This window comes from Saprospiraceae bacterium, from assembly GCA_016715965.1.
Classification (GTDB): domain Bacteria; phylum Bacteroidota; class Bacteroidia; order Chitinophagales; family Saprospiraceae; genus Vicinibacter.
Genome location: JADJXG010000001.1, coordinates 1,571,015 through 1,588,612, shown reverse-complemented (window position 1 = coordinate 1,588,612; position 17,598 = coordinate 1,571,015). Strand labels below are relative to the sequence as shown.

Annotated in this window: 15 protein-coding genes; 6 read left to right on the top strand and 9 right to left on the bottom strand. The window is 38.5% G+C overall.

The window, feature by feature from the left end; genetic code table 11:
• Window positions 1-211: 211 nt before the first annotated feature.
• The 4 genes from IPM48_05930 to IPM48_05915 all read left to right on the top strand — a co-directional run bounded on the left by IPM48_05930 (window position 212) and on the right by IPM48_05915 (window position 4,439).
• Window positions 212-1,231: a hypothetical protein gene (locus IPM48_05930; GenBank protein MBK9271115.1), complete on the top strand. Its 1,020-nt coding sequence runs from the start codon at window positions 212-214 to the stop codon at window positions 1,229-1,231.
• Window positions 1,232-1,406: 175 nt separating this feature from the next.
• Window positions 1,407-1,919, top strand: coding sequence for an SET domain-containing protein (locus IPM48_05925; protein ID MBK9271114.1), 513 nt, complete (start codon window positions 1,407-1,409; stop codon window positions 1,917-1,919).
• Window positions 1,900-2,997, top strand: coding sequence for a hypothetical protein (locus tag IPM48_05920; protein MBK9271113.1), 1,098 nt, complete (start codon window positions 1,900-1,902; stop codon window positions 2,995-2,997). Before IPM48_05925 ends, IPM48_05920 begins: the two co-directional genes overlap by 20 nt.
• Window positions 2,994-4,439 (top strand): SET domain-containing protein-lysine N-methyltransferase, encoded by a 1,446-nt coding sequence (locus IPM48_05915; GenBank protein ID MBK9271112.1) that lies wholly within the window; start codon window positions 2,994-2,996, stop codon window positions 4,437-4,439. The genes IPM48_05920 and IPM48_05915 overlap by 4 nt, the downstream gene beginning before the upstream one ends.
• Window positions 4,440-4,690: 251 nt before the next feature.
• On the opposite strand, the gene IPM48_05910 is transcribed toward IPM48_05915, so the two are convergent.
• Window positions 4,691-5,002: a hypothetical protein gene (locus IPM48_05910; GenBank protein MBK9271111.1), complete on the bottom strand. Its 312-nt coding sequence runs from the start codon at window positions 5,000-5,002 to the stop codon at window positions 4,691-4,693.
• Window positions 5,003-5,157: 155 nt separating this feature from the next.
• Here IPM48_05910 and IPM48_05905 point away from each other — a divergent pair, with 155 nt between their 5' ends.
• Both IPM48_05905 and murA read left to right on the top strand, forming a co-directional pair.
• Window positions 5,158-7,746 (top strand): DNA gyrase/topoisomerase IV subunit A, encoded by a 2,589-nt coding sequence (locus tag IPM48_05905; protein MBK9271110.1) that lies wholly within the window; start codon window positions 5,158-5,160, stop codon window positions 7,744-7,746.
• A 14-nt stretch (window positions 7,747-7,760) separates the two neighbouring features.
• On the top strand, window positions 7,761-9,074 hold the full coding sequence (gene murA / locus IPM48_05900; GenBank protein ID MBK9271109.1) for a UDP-N-acetylglucosamine 1-carboxyvinyltransferase: 1,314 nt from the start codon (window positions 7,761-7,763) through the stop codon (window positions 9,072-9,074).
• A gap of 3 nt (window positions 9,075-9,077) precedes the next feature.
• On the opposite strand, the gene IPM48_05895 is transcribed toward murA, so the two are convergent.
• From IPM48_05895 to mreC, 8 genes are read right to left on the bottom strand one after another with little or no spacing between them, the layout of a single operon-like run.
• Window positions 9,078-10,763: a hypothetical protein gene (locus IPM48_05895; GenBank protein MBK9271108.1), complete on the bottom strand. Its 1,686-nt coding sequence runs from the start codon at window positions 10,761-10,763 to the stop codon at window positions 9,078-9,080.
• Window positions 10,764-11,819, bottom strand: coding sequence for a tetraacyldisaccharide 4'-kinase (gene lpxK, locus IPM48_05890; GenBank protein MBK9271107.1), 1,056 nt, complete (start codon window positions 11,817-11,819; stop codon window positions 10,764-10,766). It abuts the gene before it with no gap.
• Between the two features lie 12 nt (window positions 11,820-11,831).
• Window positions 11,832-12,506: an outer membrane beta-barrel protein gene (locus tag IPM48_05885; protein MBK9271106.1), complete on the bottom strand. Its 675-nt coding sequence runs from the start codon at window positions 12,504-12,506 to the stop codon at window positions 11,832-11,834.
• Window positions 12,507-12,563: 57 nt separating this feature from the next.
• Window positions 12,564-13,838 carry a DUF2851 family protein gene (locus IPM48_05880; GenBank protein MBK9271105.1) on the bottom strand — a complete coding sequence of 425 codons (1,275 nt, stop codon included), beginning with the start codon at window positions 13,836-13,838 and terminating at the stop codon, window positions 12,564-12,566.
• On the bottom strand, window positions 13,831-14,328 hold the full coding sequence (locus IPM48_05875; GenBank protein MBK9271104.1) for a dihydrofolate reductase: 498 nt from the start codon (window positions 14,326-14,328) through the stop codon (window positions 13,831-13,833). Before IPM48_05875 ends, IPM48_05880 begins: the two co-directional genes overlap by 8 nt.
• Window positions 14,328-16,175: a penicillin-binding protein 2 gene (locus IPM48_05870; GenBank protein MBK9271103.1), complete on the bottom strand. Its 1,848-nt coding sequence runs from the start codon at window positions 16,173-16,175 to the stop codon at window positions 14,328-14,330. The genes IPM48_05875 and IPM48_05870 overlap by 1 nt, the downstream gene beginning before the upstream one ends.
• A gap of 4 nt (window positions 16,176-16,179) precedes the next feature.
• Window positions 16,180-16,701 carry a hypothetical protein gene (locus tag IPM48_05865; GenBank protein ID MBK9271102.1) on the bottom strand — a complete coding sequence of 174 codons (522 nt, stop codon included), beginning with the start codon at window positions 16,699-16,701 and terminating at the stop codon, window positions 16,180-16,182.
• Window positions 16,694-17,542 carry a rod shape-determining protein MreC gene (gene mreC / locus IPM48_05860; GenBank protein ID MBK9271101.1) on the bottom strand — a complete coding sequence of 283 codons (849 nt, stop codon included), beginning with the start codon at window positions 17,540-17,542 and terminating at the stop codon, window positions 16,694-16,696. The genes IPM48_05865 and mreC overlap by 8 nt, the downstream gene beginning before the upstream one ends.
• Window positions 17,543-17,598: the final 56 nt, after the last annotated feature.

The following is a 17,598-nucleotide window of genomic DNA, read 5'->3' as shown; positions in this document are numbered from 1 at the left end:
TATAGGTTTAGCAGGGATTTGTAGCAAATCAAAGGCTGGAGTATTACTCCGGCCTTTTTTAATTTACGCCATTTAGGTCTAAATAAATCTTATTGATTTACAGATTCTTAACCTTAAATAACAAACAATTCTTTCATCAATTTGGCGACCAGTTGTATTTTCGCATGGATATTTGTTCAATTCTTCTGCCAAACACACAAAACTTGTTAATATGAAACTAACTGCTTTTTCAAAAATCCTGATCATTGCCATCATCTTGGGTGGTTTGTTTTTTGTCTATAAGAAATATGAACCGACGCTTCAGGAAAAATTTGGAGTTCAATCCAATTCTAATGCACCATCCGGTACTGAAAGTCCGAATACAGAAGCAAGCGCCGAGAATAGCAATCCAAATGGTACAGAACAGGCGTCAGGCACTGCCACAAGCACTTCTTTTAACTACACGGCCCCGGTTCCTGTAAATGGAAAACTCAGGGGTGTTGTTGAACTTGGTGCTGCAGGATTTAACTCCTTTATTGTTTTGATTGATGATCAGAAAAGATGGAAATTGGAAAAAGCAGAGTTTGGATCCAGTTTAGTGCATGAAAAAATGGTTACAGATGACGATATTCGCAGCGGTCTGAAAAATTATATCCGGGGAATGCTTGATTATGGGGTGGCCGGCAAGGACATACACTTTGTAGTGAGTTCCGGTGCGAAAAACGAAGAAAAGGTGGTGAGAATAGCCAAAGGATTAAAGGAGATAGGTTATTATGTCAATGAAGTAACACCCGCCCAGGAAGGAACCTATGGTTTCCAATGTGCCTTGCCAAGTAGTTTTGAAGACAAAGCATTTATGGTGGACATGGGCTCCGGCAATACCAAAATTGCCTTTAAGTTAGCTGGTAAGATGACCGCATTGGAATCCCATGGATCCAAATATTTTCAAAAAGGACTATCAGATAGCCAGGTTGCCTCCGATGTTTCCAAAGTTGTGGGACAAGTCCCGGTCAGTCATAGAGATTATTGTTTTATCATTGGCGGAATTCCTTTTGAATTGGCCAAACAAGTGCGAAATGGCAAAGAAAGGTACACTGTACTTAAATCTCCTTCGGAATATTCTACGAGCGGAGAAAAGCAAAAGGCTGGTATCAATATTTACAAAGCGATAGCAGATGAAACCGGCTGCAAAAATTTTATCTTTGATTGGGATGCCAATTTTACCATTGGGTTTTTGTTGGGCCTGAAATAATCCAAGCTTAGAATAACTAAAGTTAAGCTCCTTCAGGTGAAATGTTCAAGCTGAAGAGCAGATTAAATATTCTGGTTATCAATGACATAAAAATCCTTCATTGATAAGAATAAAGTTTGGGTGATAATTATTGATCCATATTAAGGAATAATATCATCTTTACAAAAAAAAACGGATGCCTGATCCAATCGTTGAAGTGAATCCCAGAGAATGGGTTCCTTTAACACAATGTAACAAAAGCATAGAACTAAGAATCAACCCCAGCAATCAACAAAAAGGATTGTTTGCAAAGCGATTTTGTAAAGAAGGGGAGGTACTCCAAAAATTCGGTGCTTCGGTGATTTTGGATTCTCCTACTTATCTCACCATCCAAATCAACGACCAGCAACACATTGAACTTCAACCAGAATTTCTTCAATACCTTAACCATTCCTGTTCTCCCAATTGTTTCCCAGATCCTGACAGTTTCCAATTGATTGCCCTGACTGATATTAATGCAGGAGAACAACTTTGTTATTTTTATCCGTCCACCGAATGGAAGATGGATCAGGCGTTTGATTGTTTTTGCCATTCGGCAGATTGTTTTCAATCTATCAAAGGTGCTTATAGCATTGATCTATCAAAATTGCTTCGATACAAAATCAGTAATCATATCCTCAGGAAAAAAAGTGAATACCTCGATAGCTGAAATTAGACAAGAATATTTGATCTGGGTACTTGTTCCTTCTATACCTCATCATGATGACTATTTGGAATACTATTATGATTTTGAGCAAAGTCATGCTGAATACAAAAAGTGTTTTATGGAATTGGGTTTGGATTGGAAATGGAGATACATTACCCAATCCAATTACATAGAACAATTGGAATTAATAAAGCAAGAGTCTCTGCCCAAAAATCCATTAATCATAAACCTTTGCGATGGAGATGAAGTGAATGGAGCTCCTGGTTTAAAATTTGTGCAGGAAATGGAGCAAATGGGTATGGTTTATACTGGAGCCGGAGAATTCTTCTATGAGATTACCACTTCCAAAATTCCCATGAAAAAGTTATTTGATCTTTCAGGGATTAAAACTCCCAGATGGGAGATTTTGACGGGTCATCAAGACCAATTTCAGGAAATTTTTTATAAGCTCAATGCACCCTTGATTATCAAGCCTGCTGTATCCGGAGGAAGCATGGGTTTGGGAATAAAGAATGTGGTTTACACAGTCGAAGATGCGTTGAAAGTTTATGAATCATTGAAAAACGGGTACAAGGGATGGAAACTCGACATTGATGGATTTTTAGCAGAGGAGTTTATCGATGGACGCGAATTTACCACCCTGTTGACAGGATCCGCTCACCAACCAAAGTTCTTGAAAATCTATCCTCCGGTCGAAAGATTGTTTAGCCAAAATATCCCCGCCACAGAAAGAATTTTATCATTTGACAGATTGTGGGAAACTTATGAAGAAGAAGATGAATTAGAGGGAGGAGAATTTCTGTTTAATTATTCTGCTTGCGAATCAGCAATGATCGATCCACTCCATAAACTCAGCTTGGATGTTTACCATTGTTTGAAAGGTACTGGCTACACCAGAATTGATATTCGACAAAAAGAAAAAACCGGTGAGTTGTATGTGTTGGAAGCCAACGCTCAGTGCGGATTAAGTGAGGATGAAAATTTTACGAGCATCGGCGCTATCCTTAGATTCAGCGGACATACTTTTTCTCAAATGATTTTGGAAATCATTGAAGACGCATTAAGAAGAAGAACCCAATGAAAATTTGTATTTTACAAGCTGATTATGGTCAATCTGTTTTAGACTACAGACACTATGATCCACCAAGGGATCTTTCCAAGTGGTGGCCTGAAGCCAGTTTCCATCATGAGTTTCTCAACAAGCTTTCTGTGTACAAACAGCTTAGGAATCTATCCTTACAAAATTTTGACATCTATGTCAATCTGTGTGAGGGATATCTGGAATGGGACATACCTTCCATTGATGTGATTTATTCGCTCGAACAATTGAACCTTCCATACACCGGACCAAACCTTGAATTGTACGATCCTCCAAAAGATCTCATGAAATACATTGCCTATTGCGAAGGTATCCAAACTCCTGCTTATACCATTCTCGATTTGGATTCTGTCGAAAATCCAAATATCGATGCCCTTAAATTCCCTCTTTTTGTCAAACCAATTAAAGCCGGAGATTCGTTGGGGATTGACCAGAATTCGTTGGTCAAAACCAAAGATCAACTTTACAGCAAGGCGATGGATTTGCTAAAAGAATATCCGAAACTTCTGGTGGAGGAATTTATTGAAGGGAGAGAATTTACAGTATTGGTGATTTCAACCCCAAATGGTCCTGAAAAATGTATGAGCCTCCACCCAATAGAGTATAAATTTCCAAGTGGATATTCTTTTAAAACTTATGCCCTTAAAACTTCGGAATTGCATTCAGATGCCAACCAGGCTTGTTCTGACATAGATCTGACCAAACGTTTAAAACAAGCTGCCTGTAAAATATTTGAAGCATTCAGTGGGGTAGGATATGCCAGGATGGATTTTAGGCTTAACCCAAAAGGTGAAATATATTTTTTGGAAGTTAATTTTACTTGTTCGGTTTTCTACCCCGATGGATTTGAGGGTTCTGCTGATCATATTTTGAAGATCAGTGGTTTTGGTCAAGATCAATTTTTGAAAGCCATCGTCGAAGAAGGAATCCAACGCCATCAATCAAAAAAGAAATGCTATGAAATGAGAGGTAATGCCATTTCTGGATTTGGTATATATGCACTAAAGTCATTTCGCAAAGGAGATGTTATTTTCAAAGGCGAAGAAAGAGCCCAGAGAATAGTTACCAAAAGCCATGTGGATAACAACTGGAATGAAAAAGAAAAATTAATTTTTAGACAATATGCATATCCACTCAGTAAGGAAGTCTATTGTCTTTGGGACATAAACCCCACCGAATGGGCACCTCAGAATCATAGTTGCGATCCCAATACCTTATATTCCGGACTGAATGTCATCGCAAGCAAAGAAATTTCCAAAGGGGAAGAACTTACTTTGGATTATTCAGAGTTTTTGAACAATGAATCAGAAGCTTTTGAATGCAAATGTGGTTCGTCACAATGTAAAAAATGGATTGAATTCAGATCGGACAATAATGTGAGTTATAGAGAATCAAAAAAAAGAAATATTGAAGAAAATTTTTAGCAATCGTTGTTAAAAGAATTTTCTTTTCTACCCTGTAATTTGGGTGAACGAATCAAAATTCCGAATTGCATTTTCGTACTTTAGCAATTGTGTGAGCTTAAACACAATATTGAAGATTGGCTATTACATAACAAAACCAAAGCTAGAGAAAAAAAAATGGGTTTTGGAGAAATCATAAACTCCATCACCCATTCCAAATGACAAAATGATTTATTGATTGCCATTTTTCTTAATAATCACAATGAAGGCTATTATAAACAGCTTCTGTGTCTCTTTTTGCTAGCAAAGCGTTGTTTGTGATAAATTCTGTTCTCCATTTTTCTTAACTGATTGGCTTCTCTTCTTGAGATATAACCATCCGCTTTGGCTGCTCGTTTGTAGGCTCTGAGCTTCCGATGATCTCTTTTCATCTCTCTAATCTCAGCTTTGGAAAATCTGCCCCTTTCATAATCCCGACCTGCCTTTTGTCTTTCATAAGCCATTGCATCCCTGGATTCCTGTGCGTTGAGGATGTTTGCAATACCAAACATTAAAAGACCTGAAATCAAAATAACTTTTTTCATAATTTTAAAATTTAACCATTGGACCCTGTTGTTTTAAGCAAGGTTAAGTCTTCCAATCACTTTAAATCTAATTTAACCATCCAATCAGTCAAGACATATAAATATATTTTATAATATGTTTAAATCCTTTAACTTTGTGGCCAATCCTATAACTCATGGATAAGAAACTGTTATTTGATACGGATGATCCTGAAGATCAGGGGCATATACTAACCCTTGACGGGATGTATCAGAATTATTTTTTGGATTATGCCTCCTACGTCATCCTCGAGAGGGCCGTGCCGGCCATTGAAGACGGACTAAAACCCGTACAAAGAAGAATCTTGCACAGTATGTTTGAAAAGGAGGATGGACGCTTTCACAAAGTAGCCAACCTCATTGGTCATACCATGCAATACCACCCACATGGAGATGCAGCAATTGGTGATGCATTGGTCAATTTGGGTCAAAAAAATCTCATGATAGAAACTCAGGGAAACTGGGGTGATGCCCGAACCGGAGATTCTGCTGCCGCTCCCAGGTATATTGAAGCCCGATTATCGAAATTTGCGCTGGAGGTAGCCTTTAATCCTCAGACAACAGTTTGGCAACTTTCTTATGACGGCAGAAACAGAGAACCTGAAACACTGCCGATGAAATTTCCTCTGCTTTTGGCCCAGGGAGTTGAAGGAATTGCGGTGGGATTGGCTACAAAAATTTTGCCCCACAATTTTATAGAACTCATCAAAGCTTCCATTCAGCTATTGAAAGGAAATAAGGTGAAAATATATCCTGATTTTGAAACAGGTGGATCGATCGATGTATCAGAATATCAACAGGGTCAAAGAGGTGGAAAAGTAAAAATCAGAGCTAAGATCGAAGTCGAGGACAAAAAAAACCTGGTGATTAGGGAACTGCCTTTCTCGATTACCACAACATCCTTGATAGAATCTATTGTCAAGGCATCTGAAAAAGGTAAAATTAAAATTAAACAAGTATCGGACAACACTGCTAAAGACGTTGAAATCAGGATAGAGCTTCAGCCTGGAATTTCACCTGAAGTAACCATTGATGCATTATATGCTTTTACACAATGTGAGGTTTCGATTTCTCCAAATGCTTGCGTAATCGTAGATGATAAACCCATGTTCCTTTCAGTTCAGGACATTCTAAAAATTTCTACTGAAAACAGCAGATCCTTGCTGGGAAAGGAATTACAGATAAAGAAATCTGAGCTGCTCGAAAAATGGCATCTTACCAGTCTCGAAAAAATATTTATTGAAAACAGAATATATCGAGACATAGAGGAGTGCAAAAGCTGGGAAGAAGTCCTTGAAGTGATCGATGCTGGTTTAAAAAAATACATTATAACGCCGTCTGTCAAGGCCGGAATTTCCGATAAACGAATCCGTCTAAATCGTGAAGTGACCATTGACGACATCAGCCATTTGACAGAGATCAGAATCAAACGGATTTCAAAATACAATAAATTCCAGACAGAGGAACATCTAAAATCTTTGGAGAAAGAGTTGGAATCAGTCAATCATCATATTACTCATCTTACAGAATATACCATCAGCTATTTTGAAAACCTGCTCACAAAATTTGGAAAAGGCCGTGAGCGACTGACAAAAATTACTGAATTCGAAACCATTCAGGCAACACAGGTGGCCGCTAATAATTCGAAATTGTATGTCAATCGTCAGGAGGGATTTATTGGCTACGGTTTGAAAAAAGATGAGTTTGTCAAAGATTGCTCTGACATTGACGACATTATCGTATTTAGAAGTGATGCAAAATTTGTCGTCAGTAGGATAGCAGAAAAGACTTTTGTTGGGAAAGATATTATTCATGTGGATGTCTGGAAAAAATCGGATGAAAGAACCACTTACAATCTGATTTATGTTGATGGTGAAACCGGCAGGGCCATGGCCAAGAGATTCAATGTAACTGCCATCACCAGAGACAAAGAATACGAATTATCCAAAGGTCATGCCAAATCAAAGGTTTTGTACTTTTCTGTAAATCCGGAAGGAGAAGCAGAAATTGTCACCATACAATTAACTCCAGGATGTTCGGCTAAAATTAAATCCTTTGATTTTGATTTTTCAACGATAGAGATCAAGGGAAGAACTTCTCTTGGAAATATTGTGACAAAATATCCCGTGCGCAAGATTGTCCTTAAAGAAAAAGGAAGATCTACCATCGGAGCACAACAAGTCTGGTATGACAGCAGCACAGGTCGATTAAATTCAGAGGGTCGCGGAAAATCTCTGGGAGGGCTCAATCGTGGAGATATTTTGTTGTGCATTTTTAAAAATGGAACCTATGAGATGGTTGAATATGAGCTCAATCTTAGATTTTCGTATGAAGATTTGATCTCCATTGAAAAATACAAGGAAGGTTTGGTAGTATCTGCGATTTACTTTGAAGGGGAAAAACGCTGGTCTATGGCCAAGCGATTTAATATTGAAACCAGCAGTACCAATCAGAGATTCCAGTTTATTTCTGATCATAAAGATTCCAAATTGTATTATGCAAGTACCCAATCAAATCCGGAAGTATTGATTGCTTATAAAAGAAAAAATGAAAAAATCGAAGAGATATTGACCATTGCTGAATTTGTGGACATCAAAGGATGGAAAGCATTGGGAAATAAGATAGAAGATATTCCATTAACGAAGGTGGTAGAACATGTTGTTCCTCCTTCCACTTCCAAAAATAAAACGCTCAAAGCCGGAGATACCATTGATTTTGATCTTTAATTAAATTTTTGAATATGAATACCGGAGATAGTTTTATCGTCGAAGGTGGCAGACCCTTACACGGAAAGCTTTACCCACAGGGTGCTAAGAATGAGGCCCTACAAATATTGTGCGCAACCTTGTTGAGCTCTGAAGAAATCGTCCTCAGCAACGTCCCGGATATCTTGGACATCCGCCATCTCATCGATCTGATTGCCGGTCTTGGTGTAAAGGTGGTAAAATTGGGGCCCAATTCTTATTCATTCAAAGCCGATGAGGTGGATTTGGAATATTTCGGAACCGATGAGTTTCAAAACAAAGCCAAAAAAATCAGGGGATCTGTCATGCTTCTTGCCCCACTGCTGGCGAGATTTAAAAGAGCCGTATTGCCAAAACCGGGTGGTGATAAAATTGGAAGAAGGCGGCTGGACACCCATTTTCTTGGTTTGCAAAAATTGGGCGCAGAGTTTAACTACGATGAAAACAGCAATCAATATCACATAAAAGCAGACAATCTGAAGGGTTGTGATATTTTAATGGATGAGATTTCTGTAACAGGTACTGCCAATGTTATTATGGCTTCGGTACTGGCATCTGGTACTACAACTATTTACAATGCAGCCTGTGAACCATATATCCAGCAGTTGTGCAAAATGCTCATCAGAATGGGAGCCAAAATAGAAGGCGTAAAATCCAATTTGATCACAATCACAGGGGTAGAAAAATTGGGCGGAACCCAACATCAATTGTTGCCAGATATGATTGAAATTGGAAGCTTTATTAGTCTGGCAGCCATGACACAATCAAATATTACCATAAAAAATGCAGCTGTAAATGAGCTTGGTATTATACCTTTTATATTTGAAAGGATGGGTGTACATCTGCAAATGGAAAATGATGACATATTGATTTCTGCTCAGGATGAATATGAAATTCAAAGTTTTATGGATGGGTCCATCATGACCATCTACGACTCACCCTGGCCCGGATTTACTCCCGATCTGATGAGCGTTTTGCTTGTCATGGCGATCCAGGCAAAGGGCAATGTTTTAATCCATCAAAAAATGTTTGAATCAAGATTGTTTTTTGTGGATAAGCTGATTGATATGGGAGCGCAAATAATATTGTGTGACCCGCATCGCGCTGCAGTCAATGGCTTAAATCGAAAATTTCCACTAAAGGGCATTGAAATGACTTCACCGGATATCAGAGCAGGTGTCGCACTTCTCATCGCTGCATTATCAGCCCATGGAAAAAGTACCATCCATTCCGTGCACCAAATAGATCGGGGATATGAACGCATTGACGAAAGACTCAATGCCATTGGTGCAAACATTGTACGCGTATAAGTTCTAAAAAATCCAATTTCTGCTTTCCCTTTCTAAATTCCATCTAAGTCCCAGTTGACACCAAAAGTCAAATCCGGAGGATGATAGATTGCTTTTTCTGCCGGTCAGGTCAAGATCAATCCAGCAGCGATGATGTATTCTGCGTGAAACCATCATTGTGGAATAGAATACTTTTTCCCTGACTCCTTGCGCTGTATGATTACCGTAATCGGAATATCTGATCAGATTGGGCCTAAGTATATTTCCACCAAAATTATCCTGATCATTGTCCAAACCCTTGTGATAATAGAGGTTGATCCATTCAAAACTCCAATGCTTTGAAGGTTGGTATATAAAATGGACCAGGACCTCTCTAAAGTTGGAACCCAAAGGATGAGCCAGTGATTGATGAAGCTGTGAATAATTGGACAGGCTATCAGAATAGGAATAGGTGAAAGGTCGGACCATGTTGTATTCCGCTCTAAGGTTGAGGTGCTTAAATCCCATCACATCCACCCATTTTAAACCCAGCTGAACTGCATATTTATTTCCCCACCAACCACGGGGAGAAGAGAATAATTTTCCAAAAATGAATTCATCCAAAAGAAGCTGACCATAGGCTTTCAAATTTCCGGAAACCAGTGCAGAGCTTTTCATTCCAAGCAGTGCGTTATCCGGACTTCCAATGGCTTGTTCTATGGAGCGGTAGAAAATAACCGGATTCAGATATTGCAATTCAAATTCGTTGGACCTGTTGAACACAACAGATTCAAAAAACCCAAGGCTCCAACGATCAGTGAGATTTAAACTCAGATAATGGGAAACCATGTATTTTTTTCTCAGCAATCGATCGACGCCATTTTGGTACCTTGATTCACCCACCAATTCATAAAACAGACTTTGGTAATTGACGGGACCCATATTGGCATTCATCTGCAGATAAAACCGCGGGGCGGCAAAATCAGATAAAAACAGACTTCTCAACCCTTCGCCGAAGGAATGCTTTCCTTGACCAAAAGTAAAAGAAAGAAAATCATTGAACTCGTATCGGATTGCGCCCTGAGCCACCAGAAAATCGTATGCCTTTGCATTTTTAATGAATGAAGGGCTGTAATCTTTAAGGAAGGAAGCACCCGGGAAATTTCCATTGAGATTTACATATTCTTCCAGATGATTTAAGGTTCCAATTTGTGTTTCCACCAGTTGGGTATAAATATGAAGTTTTCGTCCGATCCCTGCTGTCATACGAATTCCACGTCGATTGATAAATGGAATTCTGCTGATCGAATTATTTCCCAATCCCATTTTTACTTCCAACAACGGATCCAATGTGATGTAACCATCCTTGCCAAATGAAGACAGAAAATGTTTGTCTCTGAATAGGGAGGACAATAAACTCTTTCTTGAATTTCCTCCAAAACCATTTAAAAAATGATTGTCTTGGTAATAAATATATTCCGGATATTCTCCCAGAATATCAATTGTAGGTATAACTTCGCTTGAGGTTGAATCATCAAACTTTCTCAGGTCCAGGGCCAGTTTATTCAAACCCTGATCCGGCAGATCGCGATGAATGCTAAACAATCTATGACCCAAAATTTCTCTTCGGTCCAACTCATTTTGCTCTTCGCTTAATTTCAAATGAAAAACAGCCTGCGAATGCAAATACTCTGCGCTCAAAAGAAATAAAAGAAATTTTAATAATTTCACTCAGGCTTTAAAATTTAAAAGATAATCTTTGATAAAAGTATCAAAATGCTCTTTCTCAAAAAATTCAATCTCAATGGGGATGGCAAATATTCTAACATCATTTTCCAAAAGCAAAGAATTGAATTTTCTGATCCTTACGGCATCCTTCTCGGTCGTCAATAATATCTTGTTATAATGTGAAATCTTTTTGTACTCTTGAATGGCCTGCATGAGCTCAGCTTCTGTAAAAAAATGATGATCTTCATATTTAAATTCCCTTACAGTTGCAGCAGAAGCATTTAAATAATTGATCAGATGTTCGCTCTGGGCGATGGCTGATATCAAAATGACTTCTATTCCATGGTTAAGGACAAACTCTTCATCCTGTTTGAATATATTATAAGGTTGTCCATATTTAATCCTACTAAAAAATAATTTTTGTTGAGGCGATAGTTTGAGCTCTTCAGCGATTTCGTCTTTCAGCTTTTGATCCATTTTCTCCGGGCATTTCGTGACCACAATTGCATCCGCTCTCGATGCGCCATACCGCCATTCCCTCAATCTACCTGCCGGCAATAGAAAATCTTTTGAATACAAATGATTGAACTCAGTCAATAGAATATTTAATCCCGGCCTTACCTGCAAATGTTGAAAACCATCATCCATGATGATGGTTTGTACTTCTGGATGGTTCTTGAGCAGCAGCGGAATTCCAAAAGCACGATTTTCATTGACTGCTACCGGAAGTTCAGGAAACTTTAACTTGATTTGAAGGGGCTCATCACCCACTTCTTCAACAGAAGAGTTCAATGTCAGCTCCCGGTGACCTCGTGTTTTCCTCAAATATCCTCTACTGATCAAAGCTACGGGAAAATAATCAGAAAGTAATCGGATCAGATATTCTGCGTGAGGGGACTTGCCGGTTCCACCTACGGTCAAATTACCAATGGATATTACCGGTAGGTTGAAGCGGACTGACCTCAGAACACCTGAAAGGTACAAGCCTTGATAGATGCCTACCACAATTCCATAGATCAAAGAAAGAGGCGCTAATAATATTCTAAACAGTGTATTCAAAATAATGAATCCTTATGGTGCAAAGTAGTATCTAAATACCAATTGAGGAAGGCCAACGGTAAAATTTTGCGATTGTGGTCTACTCGAGGGTTTTATTCCTGTTTTTTCAATGTCGTTTAATGAATAATCCGGTCTTATTAATGCAGCGATGGAAATCTTATTCCATTGATATTGCAATCCAATGCCAAAAACAAAATCAATGACAGAAGAAGAGTAATCTTTTTTCACGTCATTGGTAACCGGACTATAAATACCAAATTTATCCAATCGGCTGCTTTCTGCACTTAACAAGAGAGAGAGTTGAAATCCTGTTTGCAATAAAAATTTCCATCTGCTACTACCGGAAGAATTCCATTGATAAAGCAGCGGAATTTTCAAATAGCTTAGATTGGTTTTGAAATCGGCGTTTGGATTATTCTTTGTGATATAATTTTGTCCCTGAGTTGAATAAATCACACCGCTGAGAAGTGAAGATTTTCCTTTTATCTGATAACCCAACTCTACACCAGATGAAAAACCAAAACTGCTGGTAAAATCCAACTCCCCTCCGCGATCAAAATCGTCTTGATTAAAAATCCAAGTACTTTGCGGGCCAAGCACCAATCCTATCCATAAGGGAGACTTTTGTGCAATTAACTGAATGCCGATCGACCATACGACCAAAATTATTCCTATTATTTTCTTCATAAATCTGATTTTTAGAAATACAAAGATAATAATATTAATTATTTTTATATATGATAATTAAAATCCTTCCATCAATTTAAATCCAATTTTGCACTCCAGACATTTTTTCTGATTACAATACCCATTGAGTTGATGTAAAACACCCTGACTCTGTCTGGCGTTTGTAGTCTTAAATCCTGTTTGTGACCAGACTCTTATGGGCTTATTATTTTCCGGCTTCAATTGTTCCAACCAGTTCAAAGATTTCTCAATCAACTTTGGTTTGCTGTAATATTGACCATATTTAAACAACATAGGACAAATCACATTGATCAGAATCAAATCTGCCGTCGAGGTCCCAATCCATTTTTTGCTTGCAGGGTGTGTCCTATCTGAGAACTGATAATGGCTGTCCCAATAATCTGATGCTTTTACCCTTAATTGTTTTTTGGCTTCTTTAACCGAAGAACAGTCCACCCATTCTTCGAATGGTCTGGGCGTTTGATGAAAGAAAGAAGCAATCTGGGCGATGCGAATTGTTGGAAAATGAGCTGGTCTCATTCTTAGAAAATACCAATTATGGGCTTGCATGGCTGATAGATTAAATTTGTCAATGAAAAACTGCCCTTTTGATATCAATTGTTGAATCCATTCATGGTCACTGTGTGAAGGTAGTAATCCAGATACGGCGAACATCAATGCTTCAAGAGCCAATGCATCACTTGAAAGTTTCAGAACATGCCTGAAGTTGACCCGCTTTGTGAGTTGATTCATGGCATCTACATTTACCGGACTTACCATATAGTAACACATTTTCTGATAAAACAAGGAGTCCCAGTCAAATTTATTTTCACTCAATTCCTCGTCTATCTGATTGGATTTTATTTGTAGTCTTTCAACGGAGGCTCTCTCAATCTGATCTGTCAAAACCAGGGAAGAAACTTGATGAATGAGATTGATACAGGGAATCGGATGGGGCTCTTTCATCAAATTATTGTAAATTTCAAAATCCTGTGCAGAAATTACAGATTTCAGTTCTAATACTGGAAACTTTTCCATTGCGTCTTCCTGCAATAGATCGTTTTCCCAGACAACGTGTAAAATCAAGTTTTGATAATTTGCATCTCCCTGGTGATTGTGCTTAAACCAATCAGAGCTTTTAACATGAATCTCAATTTGTCCAACCCATAAAATATGGTCCACTTCTATTTTGGCAAACAAGAAATCAGGACCTTGATTGTGGTTTTTTGTTCCGGGGTGAATGATTCTCAATTTTTTTCCTGAGGTCGAGAACAATGACTTAGCCAGTAGTTTCTTACTCGTCCAAATAAAACTGATCAATGCCTCATTCATACCGAATTCGGTCAAACTGCTGAAAAGAATGGCCCAGTGAATTTTTAGAATCTATTGCACCCATTTGCTCAGAAACCAATTTGTATTCTTTCCAGTCAATCTGCGGAAAAAAAACATCTCCTTCTCCCTGATAATCTACAAGCGTCAGATAGATTCTGTTCCAAAGATGGGCTGTATGCTGATAGATGACTCCACCTCCGATGATAAACAATTCAGTGGCTCCCTGTTCCAATGCCAAAGTAATTCCTTCTTCAATCGAATGACAGGTATAACATCCGGAAACAACAAAGTATGGATTGGAGCTGATAATTATATTGGCTCTTTTCGGCAATGGTTTGCCAATGCTTTCATAGCAAATTCTGCCCATCAGCACGTGCTGTCCCAAAGTCATTTTTTTAAAATATTTTAAATCTGCCGGAAGATACCAGGGTATTTGACCATTGAGACCAATGATGCGATCTTTGTTCATTGCTACGATGGCTGAGATGATCATGTTTTATTCTTGTGAATTAAATCCTTTTTAATCATTTTTTCTTCAAGATCTTTCCTGGCGATGCTATCAGTCAGGTATTTTTCAATCATCAAAGAGGCAATAGGTGCAGCCACCTCGCCACCCCAACCTGCGTTTTCCACATAGACAGCAATGGCAATTTTTGGATGATCTTTCGGAGAAAATGCAAAGAATACGCTATGGTCATCACCATGTGGATTTTGGGAAGTGCCTGTCTTACCACAAATCGAAAGATTTTTTTCAAACGCTTTAGTGGCTGTGCCAGCCCGCACGCACATCTCCATTCCCTCCACTACAGGCTTGAAATATTTTCGATCAATCGGTACCCTTTTCTCTGTTCTGAATTCAATCGGTATCTGATGATCAGAATCTTTAAATCCTTTAATTAAGTGAGGGGTGAAATAAAATCCTCTATTGGCCAAGATAACTGCGAGATTAGCCATCTGCATGGTGGACAATTGCAACTCCCCCTGACCAATTCCCACAGAAATAATGTAGGTGGATCTCCAACGGTCTGTTTTGTACATTCTGGAATAAAAATCAGATGTTGGAATAAAGCCTCCGTTTTCAGTGGTCACATCTGACAACAAGGGTTTTCCCAAACCAAAGTATCCCAAATATTTCACCAATAAATCCAGTCCTTCATTGGGTTTGGAAAATCCATTAATTTCTATCAGATCTCTAAAAGTCTGAATAAAATAAGAATTACAGGAATGCTGCAATGCAATACTTAGATTTCTTGGTGCAGGATGCCGGTGACAACCGTAGGACACCGTTTTATAGTAATATGCACCACTACAAGCATGATAGCTATTTTCATTTAAAACTTTCTCCTGCATTGCCGCCAAAGCCAAAATGGGTTTGAAGATGGAGCCTGGAGGATAAACTGCAGAGGCGGACCTGTCAAACAAGGGTTTGAGAGTGTCTGATAATAAATAAGCGTAATTCCTGCCCCGGTATTTATTAAAATTAAGTAAATTAGGATCATAGTTTGGTGAAGACACGAGACAAAGGATTTCTCCTGTGGATGGTTCTATCGCGACAATACTACCCAATTTGTCCTGCATCAGTTTCTCGCCATATTTTTGCAACTCAAGATCTATGCTTAAAATGAGATCGCTTCCGGAAACGGCCTTCCTGTCCAACCGACCATTTTCAAAAGAACCCACTTCTCTTCCTAATTTATCCCGGATCACAAAATTGACACCCTTTGTGCCTTTTAAAAATGCTTCATACTGTTTTTCCAAACCAGTCACCCCCAGATAATCTCCCGGTCTGTAATCTGTCCCCTCTTCATTTAGTATCTGTCTGCTTACTTCACCCATGTAACCCAAATAATGGGCCCCATTGGGTTCTGTATATTCTCTAATAGCCCTTAATACACCCGTAAATCCGGGGAAGCGATAAAGATTCTCCTGAAATTTTTGATAAACACGACTTTCCACATTTTTGAGGAATACAAATGGAACTGATTTGCTATACTTACCGGACTTCCAATCTTTATCTAGTCCCTGAATGAAATCTTCCGTAGAAATACCCAGCAATTGGCAGAACGAGGTAGTATCAAAATTTGGAGGAACATCCCTATGGGTTACCATAATATCATAAGCAGGATAATTGATCACCAATAATTTTCCATATCGGTCATAAAATAATCCTCTTGCCGGATAGATGGTTTTCTGAGTGAGGGTGGTGGCATTTGCCTTGTTGGAATAATAGGGGTCGAGTAGCTGTAATTTTGCCAATGTAACTCCGCATACAATAAATGCCAGCAGAATACTAAATTGAGCTACCAGAATCCTCCATTTTTTATCTTCTCCAATCACCAATTTAGTATTTAGGATTCCAGATAATTTGTATCAAAAAAATAATCATTCCAGATACAAACAAACTCACGATTGTTTTGATCAGAATCGTACCCAGATACACAAATGAAAACATCTCCATACAAAAATAAGAAAAGAAAAAGACAAGAAGGCAGATGGAAATGTATTGCAAGAACCAAAAAATACCAAGACTTCCTCCACTCAATATTAATCCCGTGGAGTATCCAGATTTTGGTTCCAGGTATCTCAGAATGAAAGGTCTTGCCGCCGCCAACCAAAGACAGGCAGATGCATGCACCCCAACCGACTGATAAAAAAGATCAACAAAGAAGCCAAGTCCAAATGCGGTAAGCAATAAAAAGAATTGAGGCATCGCAAGTGGTAGCATGATGATGGATAAGGGATATACCATCAAATAAAGGTATTGTACAGAACCAGTCATGATTTGTATGTCCTTTAACAATAGCACCTGCAACAAAACAAACAGCACTATTCTGATCACATTGGCTCTTATCTCTTTATTCATCTTCTATTCTTCTTTTTTCAAGAGACTGCTTTTCTTTATTGTATTTGTGATCGATCAGATAGACCGATTTAAGGGATGAAAATGATTGAAACAAACGAACTTTCATGGTGTAGGTAAAGGCACCTGGTTCTACTCCAAATAAAATAACATCACCAATCGGGATGCCTTCCGGAAAAATGATAGAATGACCGCTGGTCACAACAGTATCACCTACCTGAACATCGGCATATTTTTGGATCTCTTCCAGATAGACATAACGTGGATCAAAATCTCTCCATACCAAGGTCCCAAAAAAACCACTTCTCTTGAGCTTGGCACTCAACCTTGAATTAGAATGCAAAAGCGACATAACGATCGAATAATGAATACCCGTGTCCATCACAATGCCTGCCACTCCTTTTGATGATATCACGCCCATTCCAGGATTTACACCATCCAAACTTCCTTTATCAATGGTCAGGTAATTGTTTTTTCGAGAAATAGAATTATTCACTACGGCAGCAGAAATAATATTAAAATGATTATTTTGCTTCAAAACAGAACTGTCTTTAAAATGCTGCGCCAAACTATCTTTTTTTAAAAATTCCTGAATATTTTTTAGGTCTTTCAAAAGATTGGCGTTTTCCTCTTTGAGCTCTTTCATTTTATCCTTAAGTGAAAAATAGGAAACAATGTCCTTTACCCTGGCATTTGTGGCTTGGGCTGCCACTTGTAAAGAATAAAAAAAAATCTGAGATTGTTTTTGGTTGTATTTGACGACCCAGAAAAAACACAAAAGCTGCAATATTAAAAACAAAATGAAGGAGCCGTTCCTAACTACCGTTTTAAAAGCTTCCAACATAACATCTATTGACTAAGCGTGTTTTGGTCAAATGGATTGGATGATCCTGACAATCT

Coding starts and splice junctions, on each gene's coding strand:
- IPM48_05925 (MBK9271114.1), top strand. CDS start 1,407: ATGCCTGATCCAATCGTTGAAGTGAATCCCAGAGAATGGGTTCCTTTA.
- IPM48_05880 (MBK9271105.1), bottom strand. CDS start 13,838: ATGAATGAGGCATTGATCAGTTTTATTTGGACGAGTAAGAAACTACTG.
- IPM48_05865 (MBK9271102.1), bottom strand. CDS start 16,701: ATGAATAAAGAGATAAGAGCCAATGTGATCAGAATAGTGCTGTTTGTT.
- IPM48_05915 (MBK9271112.1), top strand. CDS start 2,994: ATGAAAATTTGTATTTTACAAGCTGATTATGGTCAATCTGTTTTAGAC.
- IPM48_05910 (MBK9271111.1), bottom strand. CDS start 5,002: ATGAAAAAAGTTATTTTGATTTCAGGTCTTTTAATGTTTGGTATTGCA.
- IPM48_05930 (MBK9271115.1), top strand. CDS start 212: ATGAAACTAACTGCTTTTTCAAAAATCCTGATCATTGCCATCATCTTG.
- IPM48_05905 (MBK9271110.1), top strand. CDS start 5,158: ATGGATAAGAAACTGTTATTTGATACGGATGATCCTGAAGATCAGGGG.
- murA (MBK9271109.1), top strand. CDS start 7,761: ATGAATACCGGAGATAGTTTTATCGTCGAAGGTGGCAGACCCTTACAC.
- mreC (MBK9271101.1), bottom strand. CDS start 17,542: ATGTTGGAAGCTTTTAAAACGGTAGTTAGGAACGGCTCCTTCATTTTG.
- IPM48_05885 (MBK9271106.1), bottom strand. CDS start 12,506: ATGAAGAAAATAATAGGAATAATTTTGGTCGTATGGTCGATCGGCATT.